The sequence below is a fragment of the Rhodopseudomonas sp. NSM genome (assembly GCF_052445935.1).
GTDB lineage: Bacteria > Pseudomonadota > Alphaproteobacteria > Rhizobiales > Xanthobacteraceae > Rhodopseudomonas.
The window spans coordinates 133,242-146,971 of the sequence record NZ_JBQTCH010000006.1 but is presented as its reverse complement, the minus strand read 5'-3'; the positions used below and the strand labels follow the sequence as shown (position 1 = coordinate 146,971).

The following is a 13,730-nucleotide window of genomic DNA, read 5'->3' as shown; positions in this document are numbered from 1 at the left end:
CGGGCGTCTCGAAGGGCGAGGGCTGTTCTGCTCATGGTTCGAGACGGCGCCTGCGCGCCTCTTTGCCATGATGGTGGTGACCGGTTCGACCGCCGTAACGAGACAACGACAACAAGGACCATTCGCCCATGACCGACATCGTCCTGCAGCATCTCGACCAGGGCCTGCTCACTATCACTATGAACCGGCCCGAGCGGCGCAATGCGCTCAATCAGGACATGATCCGCGGGCTGGTCGAGGCGGCGCATCGCGCCAAGGACGATCCGCAGGTGCGGGCGGTGCTGCTGAAGGGCGCCGGCGGCAGTTTCTGCGTCGGCGGCGACGTCAAATCGATGGCCGCGGCCGACGACCCGCCGCCGCTGGAACAGAAGGTCGCCAATCTGCGCCGCGGCATGGAGGTGTCGCGCCTGCTGCATCAGATGCCCAAGCCGGTGGTGGCGCAGATCGACGGCGCGGCCGCCGGGGCCGGGCTGTCGATGGCGCTGGCCTGCGACCTGCGCGTCGCCGGCAGCTCCGCCAAGATCACCACCGCCTTCGCCAAGGTCGGGCTGTCCGGCGATTTCGGCGGCACTTACTTCCTGACGCATCTGATCGGCGCCGCCAGAGCGCGCGACCTGTATCTGACCTCGCCGGTGCTCACCGCACAGGAGGCACTCGCGCTCGGCATCGTCAGCCGCGTCGTGCCCGACGTCGAGGTCGAGAGCGCCGCGCGCGAACTGGCGCTGTCGCTGGCGCAGGGGCCGAGCGTGACGCTGGGCTACATCAAGACCAACATCACCAACGCCGAGACTCTCTCGCTCGAAGCCTGCTTCGACGCCGAGGCGCTGCATCATTCGCGCTGCGCCGAGACCGCCGACCACAAGGAAGCGGCCGCGGCTTTTGTGGAGAAGCGTGCAGCCGTATTTCAGGGACGATGACGATGACGCCGTTTCTCAGGCTGCGCCAGATCTGCCTCGTCGCCGACGCTATCGAACCCGCCGCGTCGCAGATCGCCGCGATTCTCGGATTGAACATCTGCTACCGCGATCCGCATGTCGGCAAATACGGGCTGGAGAACGTGCTGATCCCGGTCGACACCACGCTGCTGGAAATCGTCGCGCCGATCGAGGACGGTACTGCGGCCGGGCGCTTTCTCGAAAAGACCGGCGGCCGCGGCGGCTACATGGCGATCTTCTGCTGCGACGATCCGGACGCGCGCGGCCGTCACGCCGCGACGCTCGGCGTCCGCACCGCCAATGTGATCGATCACGCGCCGTATCACGGCGTGCAACTGCACCCGCGCGACTGCCGCGCCGCCTTCATCGAACTGAATCACACCGATGGCAGCGACAACATCAAGGGGCCGTATCCGCCCGCGGGCCCGGACTGGGACAAGGCGATCCGCACCGACACGACGCAGGCGCTGGTATCAGTCGAGCTGCAGAGCCCCGACCCCGCCGCCCTTGCGGCGCATTGGGGACGGATCCTCGAATTGCCCGTCCAAGCAGGCGCCGATGGCGTCGCCGAATTGCAGTTGCCTAACGCTACGCTGCGCTTCGTCCGCGGTGACAACGAGGCGATGGCGGCGCTGAGCTTCAAGGTCGCCGACGCGAACGAGATTCGCGAGGCCGCGAAGGCCCAAGGCGTCGCGACAACCAGCGACGGCTTCCATCTCGCCGGGGTAGAGTTCAGGCTCACAGACTAACCACTCGTCAAACGAATAGAGTCTGTCATTCCGGGGCGCTCACGCAGTGAGCGAACCCGGAATCCATACTCCCCGATGGTTGTTAGTTGCGCACGGCAGTCGTCCACTGGGCATCCCCGCGAGTCCAGGGGCTATGGATTCCGGGTTCGCCGCTGCGCGGCGCCCCGGAATGACGGGGTGAGGCGGCAGTGAGCGACGACCTCACCGCCCCTTGAAATGCGCGATGCGGCGTTCTTCGGTGGCTTTGACGCCTTCCTTGAAGTCTTCGGTGGAGCGCAGCCGCGTCTGTTCGGCGAGTTCGTGCCTGGTCGCTTGCATCACCCGGTCGGCCAGCGTGGCGCGCATCGTCGCGCGGGTCGAGAGCAGCCCGAGCGGGGCGCATTCGGCGATTTCGCGGGCGAGCTTCAGCGCGGCGCTGCGGACTTCATTCAGAGGCACCAGCTCGTTGGCCAGTCCCATCTTGACCGCGTCCTCGCCGGTGACGCGGCGCGAGGTGTAGAACATCAGCTCGGCATTGTTGCGGCCGATCAGTTCGGGCAGCGTCACCGTCAGGCCGAAGCCGGGATGAAAGCCGAGCTTGGTGAAGTTGGCCGAGAACCGCGCCTCCGGACAGGTGACGCGGAAATCCGCCGACACCGCGAGGCCGAGCCCGCCGCCGATCGCCGCACCATGGATCGCCGCGACGATCGGCTTCTTGGCACGAAAAATTCTGACCGCCTCGATGTAGAGATGGCCGATCTGGCCGAGGCTGTCGGCGGGGTCGCCCTTCGCGGCCGCGGGGTCGACCTCCTGCCGCGCCGGATCGCCGAAATTGGCGCCGGCGCAGAACGCCTTGCCCTGCGCGGCCAGCACGGTGGCGCGGATCTCCGGGTCGGCGTCGATGGCGTCGAGCGCGTCGGCGATCTGCCGGATCAGCGCAATGTCGAAGAAATTCAGCGGCGGCCGCCGGATCTCGATCAGCGCGACGTGGCCGTTGGTCTCGACCGCGATGTCGGTGTACTGGGTCATGATCTGTCCTCGATGAATGTCGGGTTGCGCGCGGCGTTGCCGCGGCTCAGCGCAGGCCGAGCCCGCGCGCGATGATGCCGCGCAGCACCTCGGTGGTACCACCCTGAATCGTGAGTTTGGGCGCGAGTTTGGTAGCGAAGGCGGTGAGTTCGTCGAGCGTGGCGTGGTTCGACGCCTCGCCGTCGACGAAGGCGGACAGCTCCCGCACCCGGTGCGGCAATTGCTGCTCCCACAGCGTGCCGATGTCTTTCACGATCGAGGCTTCCACCACCGGCTCCTTGCCGGCCTGCAGCATGCCGGCGACCGACACCGACATCCGCCGCATGGTGTGGAGCTGCGCCACCAGCCGGCCGATGCCCTCGGCGCCGCGCGTATCGGGGTCCGGCCCGAGCGCGCGCACCAGTTCGGTCAGCACGTAGTAGGTCTCGAGGAAGCGCTCCGGTCCGGATCGCTCATAGGCGAGTTCGGAGGTCGCCTGCTTCCAGGCGCCGTCGATCTCGCCGAGCAGATGATCGTCCGGCACGAAGGCGTCGGTGAACACCACCTCGTTGAATTCGTGCTGGCCGGTGATCTGCCCGATCGGGTTGACCTTGATGCCGGGCGATTTCATGTCGACCAGAAACTGCGTCAGGCCGTGGCGGCGATTCTCTTTCGTCGATGGCGAGGTGCGGAAGATCGCGATCATGTAGTCGGCCATGTGAGCCGAGGTGGTCCAGATCTTCGCCCCGTTGATCAGATAGCCGCCTTCGGTCCTGGTCGCCTTGGTTTTCGCCGCGAACAGGTCCGAGCCCGAATTCGGCTCGCTCATGCCGATCGCGAAGCACAGCTCGCCGCGGCAGATCCGCGGCAGGATATCCATCTTGATGTGCTCGGGCGCGTATTTCAGCAGCACCGGGCCGCTCTGCCGGTCGGCGACGAAGAACCGCCGCGTCGGCGCGTTCGCGACGCGCATCTCCTCGGTGACGACGTAGCGCTCGAGAAACGTGCGCTCGTGCCCGCCATATTGCTTGGGCCAGGTCATGCCGAGCCAGCCGCGCGCGCCGACGCGGCGGGAGAATTCCGGCGCGTCGGAATCCTCGCGCTGCGGCTTGTGCGGATCGAAGGTGCCGGCGGCGATTTCCTCGGCGAGGAAGGCGCGGACTTCGCGGCGCAGCTCCTCGCAGACGGGCGGCAGGCGGATCGGATCGAAACGGAGGGCTGCGGTCATGATGTGTCTCGTCGGGTTTCGGGGCGATCAGCGCGAGGCGACCAGCGGCCACAGATCGTCGGCGCCGCGCGCGGCGACCATGCGGCCGAGCGCGACCGCCCAATGGCTCTCATTGCCGAAATCGTCGCGCCAGCCGAGCGCGCGCAGCGAGTAGCGATGCAGGATGTGTTCGGAGGTGAAGCCGATCGCACCAAACACCTGATGGGCGATCGCCGCGCCCTTCTCGGCCGCCTCGGCGCAGCGGATCTTGGCGGCGGCCGCTTCGAGCATCACGGCGTCGTCGAACGTCGTCGCATTCGCCAGCGTATCGGCGGCGGAGGTCGCGGCCGCCAGCGCGGCCGAGGTTTCGCCGGCGAGCCTCGCCAGATTGTGCTGCACCGCCTGGAATTTCGCGATCTTCTTTTCGAAGGCGACGCGCTCGTTGGCGTAACCGACGCTGATCTCCAGCAGCGTCTCCAGCGCGCCGGCGATCTGCAGGCTGCGCGCCACCGCGCCCATCAGCAGCAGCGCGGTCTGATCGAAGCCCTGCGGCGCCACCGCGAAGGTCAGCGGCGTCACCCCGTCGAACGTCACCGCATCCGACGGATCGCCGCCGAGGCCGAGGCCATGCTCGATCCGGCACGCGGCCGCCTCGACCAGCGCGATGACGGCGATGTCCTTGCTGTGCGCCAGCACCGCGATATGCCGCGCGTCCTGCGCGAACGGTACGCCGCGCGCGCGCCCCGACAGCGTGCCGTCGGCGGCCAGCGCAATGCGGTCCTTCGGATGCGCCGGCGCGACCGTCATCGTGCCCTCCGGCGAGGCGATCCTGGCCTGCGCCAGCAGCCAGCCGGCGAGCATCGTCTCGGCCAGCGGCACCGCGAGCCCGGCGCGGCCGGCGGCGTTCAGCACGGCGAAACCTTCGGCGAGGCTGGCGCCCGCGCCGTCGCACTCTTCCGGCACCCAGGACAGCGGCAGTCCGGAATCGCCCAGCGCCCGCCACAGCGGCGCTTTCCAGTTTCCGGTTTTGTCGGCGTTGATGCTCTGCGCATCGGCGAGGTCGGCGAAGATCTTCTCCGCGGTCTCGACGACGATATGATCAGTGGTCTCCGTCACGGCGTTCCCCATTCGCGCAACATCATCGCAGCCCGCGCGAAGCGGACAGGGGAGCTGCAGCCTTGTTTGTTGCGCGGCATGATGCGGAAAAGCGAAAGCGATGACAAGCGTCGCCGCCGCGGAGCCGTCTGCGGCCGCGACATGGAGTTATTCCGCGATGCGGGTTGAGGCCGCTTGCCCAACGCCTCGCAGCCGATATGGTGCTGCCCGCCGCGCGGCGCGCAGGTCGAACACAGGGAGCGAAGATGGCGACGAACGGACTGAATGTGATCGTGACAGGCTCGGCCTCCGGCCTCGGCGCCGCCACCGCAAAAATCCTGGCGCGCGACGGCGCCCGGCTCGTGATCAACTATTCGTCCAGCCAGGCCGACGCCGAAACCACCGCGGAGGAATGCCGCAAGCTCGGCGCCGCCGAGGTCGTGGTGGTGCAGGGCGACGTGTCGAAGGACGACGACTGCAAGCGCATCGTCGAAGCCGCCGCAGCCTGGGGCGGGCTCGACGCGCTGATCAACAATGCCGGCATCACCAAGCACGTCTCGCATCATCTGCTCGATCAGTTGTCGGCGGAGGATTTCCAGCGGCTCTACGCGGTCAACACCATCGGCCCGTATCAGATGGTCCGCGCCGCGCGGTCGCTGCTATCGGCCGGCGCCAAGGCGGCGGGCCGCGCCGCGGCGGTGGTCAACGTGTCGTCGGTCGCGGGCATCAGCGGCATCGGCTCGTCGATCGCCTATGCGGCCAGCAAGGGCGCGCTCAACACCATGACGCTGTCGCTGTCCCGCGCGCTGGCGCCGAACATCCGCGTCAACGCGATCTGCCCGGGCTATATCGACACGCCGTGGTTCACCAAGGGTCGCGGCGCCGAAGAGGCCAAGCAGGTGCGCGACATGGTGGTGGCGAAGGTGCCGCTGAAGATCGCCTCGAGCCCGGAGGACATCGCCGAGCTGGTGTGCTTCCTGGCGACGCCGAAATCCGCCAGCATGACCGGCGAACTGGTGCGGATGGACGCCGGCATGCATCTCGGCTGATCGATCGCCGTACAAAAAGATACGGCCCGGTGATCAGCCGGGCCGTTTGCTTGTCAGCGATCGAGATAGCGGTTGCCGGGATCGGAGATCATCCGCCGCGCCACCAGCCGGTTCCAGATGAACAGCACCAGCACCGCGCCGATCGTGGCGGTGATGAAGCCGGCGCCCTGGTTGGGCCCGTAATGCCCGATCATCTGGCCGATCGCGGTGGCGAGAAACGCGCCGGCGATGCCCAGCACGGTCGTCAGCAGGAAGCCCTGCGGATTGTTCGGCCCGGGCGAGATCACACGCGCAATGATGCCGGCGATGAAGCCGACCAGGATGATCCAGAGAATACCAGTCATGGGCAATAGTCCTTTTCGAAACGCTCAGCGTTGGTCCACACGTCGAACCATCAGACCCAGCGCGAGGCTTCGTCCTCGGTCGGCAGCCGTCCGTCCGGCGTCAGTTGATCGACGAATTGCGGCAATTGCCGGCTGAGGCCGTCGAGCAGTTCGTCCCGCGACATCCCGGTCTGCTGCGTCAGCATCTCGAGCTGGTCCGCGCCGAGCGCATTGGCGAGATCGTTCGGGGCGATCTGCTTGTTCTCGCCGCGCCCGACCCACGATTCTGCCGCGTCGCCGAGGCCGCTGGTCTGGAACTGCTTCAGCAGGTCGCCGAGCCCGCCGGACAGGATGCTGCCCGCCGCGCCGCCGGCGAGCAATCCGCCGAGCCCGCCCTTGAGCAGATCGCCGAGCCCGCCGCCGCCGGGCATCCCGGCATTGACGGTGTTGGGTGGCAGGGTGGGGCGCGACGACGGCACCGAGGTCGGCCGCGCCTGGCCGGCCGGCTGATCATCGGGCGCCGTCACGTGCTTGTAGGCCTTGTAGGCAAGCAGCGCGAGGATCGCCATCGTGAACTTCGACATCCCGCCGCTCTTGTCGTCGGGATCGGCAGGGCCGCGCGGGCCGTTCTGCATGCCGTTGAGGATATCCATCAAACCCATCCTGGCCTCCCTTTGAACCGTCATGCTCGCTGAGCCGACGACAACGTCCAAGTGCGGCGTTTCGTTCGCCGTCCGGAACCAGATAGGAGTCGGCGACGGCGAGAACAAGGCGAGAGCGACTTGGCGCGGACTAGACGCTTCTTCGTTCGATTGTGGCGATATGGCCTTACCAGCTGCACCGACTCCTCCTGACTGGACATGCAGGCCGCCAGATCAATGCCCTCTCCCCGTCATTGCGAGCGAAGCGAAGCAATCCGGACCGCCGCGTATGGGGGCTTCTGGATTGCTTCGTCGCGGAGCCTGTGCCCGGACGGCGGAGCGCCGATCCGGGTGCTCCTCGCAATGCTGCGCCGGCTTCGAAGCGCAGGTCGACGCCGAAGTCCTCGCCGCCGCGCCCGACGGCAAGATGGCGGCCGAGTAACTTCGAACGCCTCGGTGGATCGAAACGACATCGCGAATCAAAAAAGGGCGGCCCATCATCGGGCCGCCCTTTCCTCAATCAGCTTGCGCACCGGGCGCCGGAGCGCCCGGTCCGATGCCTACTTCAGCGAAGCCATCTTGCCGGTCGCAACGTTCAGCACCGAACCATCCTCGAGGCTGATCCGATAGATTTCGCGCAGAACGTTGCCGGCGAAGCCCAGCTCGACGATCGAGACGCTCTTGAAGGAGGCGGGGATTCCGTCCGGGAGGATCTGGTTGAACTCCTTCGCCGCCTGATTCATCTGCGCCTGCACCTCCGGGGTGAACTTCGCCATGCTGTAGACCAGCGTGTTGTGCGGGTTGTGCGAGCGCAGTTCCTTGCCGTCCTTGACGACATTGACGCCGCTGACGCCGACGGTGCGGACCAGATCCTTGGCGGCATCGCTCATCACGGCATAGACCGGTCCGGTGCAACGCGGCAGCGGTCCGTCGCGGAGCGGAGCCAGCGCCGCCGTGGCGGCGGTGTTGAACGCCATCATTTCCTCGAAGCTCTTGCCTTCCTTGACGAGGCCGAGATCGAGCCACCACGGATGGCCGGCTCCCTTGGCGGCTTCGGTGGTGTAGAAGTTCTTCAGCGTGACTTCGAGGACCGGCGGCAGTTTGGGCAGCGCCGCGAGCATCTTCTCGGGCGTGGCGGGATCGGCATTGTGGATGTGGACCACCGTGACGTGCGGAATGTTGTGCATCTGCGCTTCGGTGTCGAGCTTCGCATTCAGGAGCTTTTCCTTCAGCGGGCCCTTGATGGTCGCATCGAGAACATCGTTGACGTTCTTGGGCAGCGTGTACACCAGTCCGAAGGTCCTGGCATGATCGCGGAATTCGGATTTCGCCAGCGCACCGTTGTCGATGGCGCCGTCAGCCGCAGCGGCGACGGTGACCGACGCCGCCACTGCGAGCAGAGCGGAAACGAACGAAGTCAGCATGGTGTTGCGCATGAAAGAGAGAGCCTTTGCTGGATTTCAGAGAATGCGGAGACGTGCAAACGCATTGCTGCGCCTGATCGACTGCGTCTGATCGAGTGCGGCGGCCGATCTGCGTCGACCGGCCGATCAGACATCGCGGATGTCCGAGACTAGCCGTGCAACATGACAGTGATGTTTAGCCCGGCAACCCGGCCTGAGGCGCTCTGTCGCAGCGCGCGTGGCCGCATCGCGTCGCAGTGGTCGCGGGGACGACAGTCGGGAGTGTTGCCGCGGCTTATTCCGCCGGTGTCTTCTTCTTGGCTTTCTTGGCGGCCTTCTTGGTGGCTTTCTTGGCCGTCTTCTTCGTCGCGGTCGTCTTCGCGCCGCCGGCGGCGCTCTCGCCGCTGTGCTCCCTGGCGAGCGACTTCAGGTAGACGTCGGCCTTGTCGACGTCGAACTCGGTCCACATGATCAGATGGTCCGACATCTGATAGGTGCGCCAGTCCTTGAACTTCGCTTTCGCCGGCATCACGTCTTTGTAGAGCTCGGGATCGTTGAAGACGTATTTGTAGAAGTCGAACACGCCGGCGCTCATCTCTTTGATGCCGCGGGTTTCCTTGAAGAACGCGATCTGGTCATAGAACTTGTCCTGGGCGACGTTGCTGCCCTTGGTCTGCCGCAGCAGCTGTTCGGGGATCACGAATTTGTTTCGGGTCAGCGCCTGGAACGTCGCATCCTCGCGGCCGAAGATGTTGAAGTCGCCGAGCAGCACCAGATTTTCCGGCGAGTAGTCGGCCGGGGAATCGAGATTGACGTAGCTCTTTGCCTTGGCGGCGAGCAGCCTCGCGGTCTGGTCGATCTCCTCGATCCGCTGCGGATCGTCCTTCTTGCCCTTGCCGTAATAGATGTGAACGGTACACAGATTGAACTTCGCCCAGCCCGACTGGAAGCCGCAGATGAACGGCGTCCGCGCGATCTGCGCCACCAGTTCGGTGGCGGCCTTGCTCGGCAGCACCAGTTCGCCGGCGAGGCCGCTGAAGTGGACGCGCGAGCGGTTGAACAGGAACGCGAGCCGCTCGCCATTGCCGGCGTCGGCGAACGACACGTCGGTGTAGATGTAGTCCCAGTCGCGGCCGAGCAGCCGCATCACCCGTTTCAGTGCGACCAGATCCTGCCGCACTTCCTGCACCGCGACCAGATCGAAGCGGCTGATGCATTCGGCGATGCAGTACAGCGCGTCGTCGGTCCGGCCGCTGCCGCCGAACTGGCGGATATTCCAGGTCGCGAGCAGGAAGTTGCCGGGGCCCTTCGGCGGAAGCTGCTTCAGGCCGGCGCGGAGGGCGATGAGGGCATCGACGGTCCGGGCGCGATCGGGGTTGGTCTGGCGACGCTCGGTGGCGCCGCTGCGCGGGCGCAAGCCGGTGTAGTCCATGAAATCCTCCCTGGTGCTGAAAGGAGGAAGTCTAGAGCGTTTTCGAGCGAAGTGGATACCGGTTCGCGTGAAGAAAACGCGACAAACCAAGAATCCAGAGCTCCGGTTCTGATTCTATCAGAACCGGAGCTCCAGATTCGCATCGATGACGCTCGCAAGACCGGCGCTCGGCCGGTCAGGACAGGAAGTGCATCACGCCGCGGGTGCAGACATACAGCCCGACGATCACCACGACGGCGGAGAACACCGCGCGCAGCGCCTTGTCGTGGGTGCCGATCAGCCTGCCGGCGCCGATGCCGATCAGTCCGCCGGCCAGCCCGCCGCCGATGAAGAGTCCGGCGAGCCACCAGTCGATCAGTCCGGACAGCGCGTAGCTCGCCGCCGTGGAGGCGCCGAACGCGAACACCGCGACCAGCGAGCTGCCGATCGCCGACGTCAGCGGCATGCCGGTGGCGAGGATCAGTCCCGGCACGATCAGGAAGCCGCCGCCGATGCCGAAGAAGCCGGCGAGCACGCCGACGCCGAAGCCGGTGCCGATCAGCTTCGGCAGCATCGTCTTCGCGGTCGCCCTCGTCAGCCGGATGGTCGGGTCGCCGCCGCCGGAGCGACCGCGCGACATCAGCACGCCGATCACGATCATCAGCAGGCCGAACAGCACCAGCAATTGCTGGCCGTCGATCTGCTTGGCGACGGTGGAGCCGGCGAACGCGCCGCCGATCCCCGCCGCCGAGAACACCAGCGCGCAGGCCCAGCGCACATTGCCGGCGGCCCAGTGGCTCAGCATGTTGGCGAGCGCCGAGATCGCCACCGCGATGGCGCTGGTACCGATCGCCACATGCGGCGAGCGGACGCCGACCACATAGACCAGCAGCGGCACCGCCAGCACCGAGCCGCCGCCGCCGATCAGCGCGAGGATGAACCCGACCAACCCGCCACTCGCGACGGTGACGATGTCGGCGGCGGTGACACCCATCAGCATGAAATTCTACAGATCCCGGCTTGCACGGGCCGAATATGCTAATAGATATCGGAGGGGCGCAACAGTCATTCTACCGGACCAGGGAAAATGCTCGTGACCAGCCCTTCTTCCCCGCACAAGTCGTCTTCCCCGCAGATGTCGTCGCAGCGAATCTCGCCGCAGATCCGCGCATTTTTCGACGAGCCGACCAACACCATCAGCTATCTGGTGTCGGACCCCGCCACCCGTCGCGCGGCGGTGATCGACCCGGTGCTTGACTACGATCATCGCGACGGTTCCGTCGACATCCGCTCGGCCGATGCGATCCTGCAGGCCGCCCGGGACGACGGGCTGACGATCGAGTGGGTGCTGGAGACCCACGCCCATGCCGACCATCTGTCCGGCGCGCCCTACATCAAGGGCAAGACCGGCGCGCGGATCGGCATCGGCGAGCACATCAAGGACGTGCAGCGGATCTTCCGGCCGATGTTCAACGCCGACGATCTGCGCACCGACGGCAGCGATTTCGATCATCTGTTCAAGGACGGCGAGCGCTTTTCGATCGGCGATCTGCCGGTCGAGGTGATGCACACGCCGGGGCACACCCCCGCCGACATCGCCTACCGGATCGGCGACGACGCGGTGTTCGTCGGCGACACGCTGTTCATGCCGGATTACGGCACCGCGCGGGCGGATTTCCCCGGCGGCGACGCGCACCAGCTCTATCGCTCGATCCAGAAACTGCTGGCGCTGCCGCCGCAGACCCGGCTGTTCATGTGCCACGACTACAAGGCGCCCGGCCGCGACGATTATGCCTGGGAGACCACCGTGCAGGCGCAGCGCGACGGCAATGTGCATCTGCGCGGCGGCGTCAGCGAACAGCAGTTCGTCGACATGCGCCAGGCGCGCGACGCGACGCTGAGCGCGCCGACGCTGCTGCTGCCGTCGATCCAGGTCAACATCCGCGCCGGCCGCTTCCCCAAGGCGCAGCAGAACGGCGTGCACTATCTGCTGCTGCCGGTGCATGCCCGCCCCGGCGCCGAGGCCGGGGTCAGCTGAAGCGACGCCCGGCTGTGCGCTGCCGGGCGGACAACCATTAACGCGGCATTAACCGCCCCCGGTGTGAAGTGTTGCTGAATATTTTCGCGCGGCAGGGAGCTGGCGATGGCTGACATCATGAGCGTTCTGGCCTCGGGCTATACGGCGGCGGGGCTGCTGAATCCGTCGCGGACGCCCTACGTCAATGTCGACGCCAAGCTCTATGAAGGCACCTGGAGCGGCACCTATTCGAATACCAAGAAGTTCGCCATCACGGTGTCCAATGTGCAGGGCTTTCGCGCCCAGGTGAAGTACCAGAGCGAAGGCACGATCAAGTATCAGACCGTGCTGATCAAGGACGGCTCGTTCCGGATCGGCGACAGCAAATTCACGCTCGGCAGCAACGGCAGCGCCTCGATCCGCACCGCGATCACCGATCCGGTCACCAGCCAGACCAGCCTCGTCACCGGCACCGCCAAGCGCGACTGAGCCGCGCGGCATTCCCGTTTCCTTCGTCATGGCCGGGCTCGACCCGCCTGCGCCGGAGCCCCTTCGGCGCGGCGAAGGCCCGGCCATCCACGCCTTGATCCGTTGCAGGGCCTCAAGACCGTGGATGCCCGCGACGAGCGCGGGCATGACGGGTTGCTTGAGCGTTTTCGAGCGAAGTGGAAACCGGTTCTGTGAGAACCGGAGCTCTGGTTCCGCCGCTGAACGCGCCGCGACGACGAAAGACTATCAGGCCAACAAAAACCCCGCCGGGATGCGGCGGGGTTCGTCGTTTCGGTGCGCTTGGCGCCGGCGTCAGTGGGCGGCTTCGAGCGCCGCCTGTTCCTGACGCGCGATCGTGCCCTTGACGGCGCTCTGCACCTTCTCGAAGGCGCGGACCTCGATCTGGCGGACCCGCTCGCGCGAGACGCCGAACTCGGCGGCGAGATCTTCCAGCGTCATCGGCTCGTCGGCGAGGCGGCGGGCCTCGAAGATCCGCCGTTCGCGCGGGTTGAGCACGCCGATCGCGCCGTTCAGCGCGGCGCGGCGATGATCGAGCTCTTCGTGCTCGGCCATCACGACTTCCTGGTTCGGCGACTGGTCGACCAGCCAGTCCTGCCATTCGCCGGGCTCGCCGTCGTCGCGGATCGGGGCGTTGAGCGACGCGTCGCCGCCGAGGCGGCGGTTCATGTCGATCACGTCCTGCTCGGTGACGCCGAGCCGCTTGGCGATCAGCTTGACCTGGTCGGGGTGCATATCACCCTCGTCCAGCGCCGAGATCTTGCTCTTCGCCTTGCGCAGATTGAAGAACAGCTTCTTCTGGTTCGCGGTGGTGCCCATCTTCACGAGCGACCACGAACGCAGGATGTACTCTTGAATCGACGCCTTGATCCACCACATCGCGTAGGTGGCGAGGCGGAAGCCCTTGTCGGGCTCGAACCGCTTCACCGCCTGCATCAGGCCGACATTGCCTTCCGAGACGACCTCGGAGATCGGCAGGCCGTAGCCGCGATAGCCCATGGCGATCTTGGCCACGAGCCGCAGATGGCTGGTGACGAGCTGGTGCGCCGCGTCGCGATCATCGTGTTCGCGCCAGCGCTTGGCGAACATGTATTCCTGTTGCGGCTCGAGCATCGGGAACTTGCGGATTTCCGCCAGATACCGAGCGAGTCCGGATTCACCGTTGAGAACGGGTAGCGTAGCTGCACGGGCCATCAGCGCCCTCCAGTGGTTTCAAGCCCCCGACATCGGGCGGCCTGGCAGACAGGTCGCTCTGCTAAAGCCGACCGGGCTGCGATGTTCCGCGTTGGCTCATCCAACGCACCTGCAATATACCGAGATTAGTCGCGCGAGTTTAGTTACAGTCTTGTCACTTGGCTGTGACGACCTAACAACGCGCTGAGATGATTTATGTTTTCTGACTAAAC

Annotated in this window: 14 protein-coding genes; 5 read left to right on the top strand and 9 right to left on the bottom strand. The window is 66.1% G+C overall.

Annotation, left to right across the window (positions count from 1 at the left end):
• Window positions 1–128: 128 nt before the first annotated feature.
• Window positions 129–917, top strand: a complete 789-nt coding sequence (locus tag ACTZWT_RS16565; protein WP_444770775.1) for an enoyl-CoA hydratase — start codon at window positions 129–131, stop codon at window positions 915–917.
• Window positions 918–919: 2 nt separating this feature from the next.
• Entirely contained in the window at window positions 920–1,684 is a 765-nt protein-coding gene (locus tag ACTZWT_RS16560) for a hypothetical protein (RefSeq protein ID WP_444770774.1), read from the top strand.
• Between the two features lie 201 nt (window positions 1,685–1,885).
• Here the strand turns inward: ACTZWT_RS16560 and ACTZWT_RS16555 are convergent, their stop codons facing one another.
• The 3 genes from ACTZWT_RS16555 to ACTZWT_RS16545 are packed head-to-tail and all read right to left on the bottom strand — an operon-like array spanning window position 1,886 to window position 5,006.
• Window positions 1,886–2,692: an enoyl-CoA hydratase/isomerase family protein gene (locus ACTZWT_RS16555; RefSeq protein ID WP_444770773.1), complete on the bottom strand. Its 807-nt coding sequence runs from the start codon at window positions 2,690–2,692 to the stop codon at window positions 1,886–1,888.
• 46 nt (window positions 2,693–2,738) lie between these two features.
• Window positions 2,739–3,899 carry an acyl-CoA dehydrogenase family protein gene (locus tag ACTZWT_RS16550; protein WP_444770772.1) on the bottom strand — a complete coding sequence of 387 codons (1,161 nt, stop codon included), beginning with the start codon at window positions 3,897–3,899 and terminating at the stop codon, window positions 2,739–2,741.
• A 27-nt stretch (window positions 3,900–3,926) separates the two neighbouring features.
• Window positions 3,927–5,006 (bottom strand): acyl-CoA dehydrogenase family protein, encoded by a 1,080-nt coding sequence (locus tag ACTZWT_RS16545; RefSeq protein ID WP_444770771.1) that lies wholly within the window; start codon window positions 5,004–5,006, stop codon window positions 3,927–3,929.
• A 233-nt stretch (window positions 5,007–5,239) separates the two neighbouring features.
• On the opposite strand from ACTZWT_RS16545, the gene ACTZWT_RS16540 reads away from it, so the two are divergent.
• On the top strand, window positions 5,240–6,022 hold the full coding sequence (locus tag ACTZWT_RS16540) for an SDR family NAD(P)-dependent oxidoreductase (protein WP_444770770.1): 783 nt from the start codon (window positions 5,240–5,242) through the stop codon (window positions 6,020–6,022).
• Window positions 6,023–6,075: 53 nt separating this feature from the next.
• Here the strand turns inward: ACTZWT_RS16540 and ACTZWT_RS16535 are convergent, their stop codons facing one another.
• The 5 genes from ACTZWT_RS16535 to ACTZWT_RS16515 all read right to left on the bottom strand — a co-directional run bounded on the left by ACTZWT_RS16535 (window position 6,076) and on the right by ACTZWT_RS16515 (window position 10,800).
• Window positions 6,076–6,366, bottom strand: a complete 291-nt coding sequence (locus ACTZWT_RS16535; protein ID WP_444770769.1) for a GlsB/YeaQ/YmgE family stress response membrane protein — start codon at window positions 6,364–6,366, stop codon at window positions 6,076–6,078.
• 50 nt (window positions 6,367–6,416) lie between these two features.
• The gene (locus tag ACTZWT_RS16530) at window positions 6,417–7,007 is read right to left on the bottom strand and encodes a YidB family protein (RefSeq protein WP_444770768.1); all 591 of its coding nucleotides are present in this window, start codon (window positions 7,005–7,007) and stop codon (window positions 6,417–6,419) included.
• Between the two features lie 539 nt (window positions 7,008–7,546).
• On the bottom strand, window positions 7,547–8,422 hold the full coding sequence (locus tag ACTZWT_RS16525; protein ID WP_444770767.1) for a hypothetical protein: 876 nt from the start codon (window positions 8,420–8,422) through the stop codon (window positions 7,547–7,549).
• A 262-nt stretch (window positions 8,423–8,684) separates the two neighbouring features.
• The gene (locus tag ACTZWT_RS16520) at window positions 8,685–9,821 is read right to left on the bottom strand and encodes an endonuclease/exonuclease/phosphatase family protein (RefSeq protein WP_444770766.1); all 1,137 of its coding nucleotides are present in this window, start codon (window positions 9,819–9,821) and stop codon (window positions 8,685–8,687) included.
• Between the two features lie 175 nt (window positions 9,822–9,996).
• Entirely contained in the window at window positions 9,997–10,800 is an 804-nt protein-coding gene (locus ACTZWT_RS16515) for a sulfite exporter TauE/SafE family protein (RefSeq protein ID WP_444770765.1), read from the bottom strand.
• A gap of 135 nt (window positions 10,801–10,935) precedes the next feature.
• Between ACTZWT_RS16515 and ACTZWT_RS16510 the strand changes: the two genes are divergently transcribed.
• A complete protein-coding gene (locus tag ACTZWT_RS16510; protein ID WP_444770967.1) occupies window positions 10,936–11,838 on the top strand; it encodes an MBL fold metallo-hydrolase in 903 nt (300 codons plus the stop codon).
• 105 nt (window positions 11,839–11,943) lie between these two features.
• Window positions 11,944–12,306, top strand: coding sequence for a hypothetical protein (locus ACTZWT_RS16505; protein ID WP_444770764.1), 363 nt, complete (start codon window positions 11,944–11,946; stop codon window positions 12,304–12,306).
• A 312-nt stretch (window positions 12,307–12,618) separates the two neighbouring features.
• Here ACTZWT_RS16505 and rpoH read toward each other — a convergent pair whose 3' ends face one another.
• Window positions 12,619–13,518 (bottom strand): RNA polymerase sigma factor RpoH, encoded by a 900-nt coding sequence (gene rpoH, locus ACTZWT_RS16500; protein ID WP_444770763.1) that lies wholly within the window; start codon window positions 13,516–13,518, stop codon window positions 12,619–12,621.
• Window positions 13,519–13,730: the final 212 nt, after the last annotated feature.

Coding starts and splice junctions, on each gene's coding strand:
- ACTZWT_RS16550 (WP_444770772.1), bottom strand. CDS start 3,899: ATGACCGCAGCCCTCCGTTTCGATCCGATCCGCCTGCCGCCCGTCTGC.
- ACTZWT_RS16510 (WP_444770967.1), top strand. CDS start 10,936: ATGTCGTCGCAGCGAATCTCGCCGCAGATCCGCGCATTTTTCGACGAG.
- ACTZWT_RS16565 (WP_444770775.1), top strand. CDS start 129: ATGACCGACATCGTCCTGCAGCATCTCGACCAGGGCCTGCTCACTATC.
- ACTZWT_RS16545 (WP_444770771.1), bottom strand. CDS start 5,006: ATGGGGAACGCCGTGACGGAGACCACTGATCATATCGTCGTCGAGACC.
- ACTZWT_RS16515 (WP_444770765.1), bottom strand. CDS start 10,800: ATGCTGATGGGTGTCACCGCCGCCGACATCGTCACCGTCGCGAGTGGC.
- rpoH (WP_444770763.1), bottom strand. CDS start 13,518: ATGGCCCGTGCAGCTACGCTACCCGTTCTCAACGGTGAATCCGGACTC.
- ACTZWT_RS16560 (WP_444770774.1), top strand. CDS start 920: ATGACGCCGTTTCTCAGGCTGCGCCAGATCTGCCTCGTCGCCGACGCT.
- ACTZWT_RS16540 (WP_444770770.1), top strand. CDS start 5,240: ATGGCGACGAACGGACTGAATGTGATCGTGACAGGCTCGGCCTCCGGC.
- ACTZWT_RS16530 (WP_444770768.1), bottom strand. CDS start 7,007: ATGGGTTTGATGGATATCCTCAACGGCATGCAGAACGGCCCGCGCGGC.
- ACTZWT_RS16520 (WP_444770766.1), bottom strand. CDS start 9,821: ATGGACTACACCGGCTTGCGCCCGCGCAGCGGCGCCACCGAGCGTCGC.
- ACTZWT_RS16525 (WP_444770767.1), bottom strand. CDS start 8,422: ATGCGCAACACCATGCTGACTTCGTTCGTTTCCGCTCTGCTCGCAGTG.
- ACTZWT_RS16505 (WP_444770764.1), top strand. CDS start 11,944: ATGGCTGACATCATGAGCGTTCTGGCCTCGGGCTATACGGCGGCGGGG.
- ACTZWT_RS16535 (WP_444770769.1), bottom strand. CDS start 6,366: ATGACTGGTATTCTCTGGATCATCCTGGTCGGCTTCATCGCCGGCATC.
- ACTZWT_RS16555 (WP_444770773.1), bottom strand. CDS start 2,692: ATGACCCAGTACACCGACATCGCGGTCGAGACCAACGGCCACGTCGCG.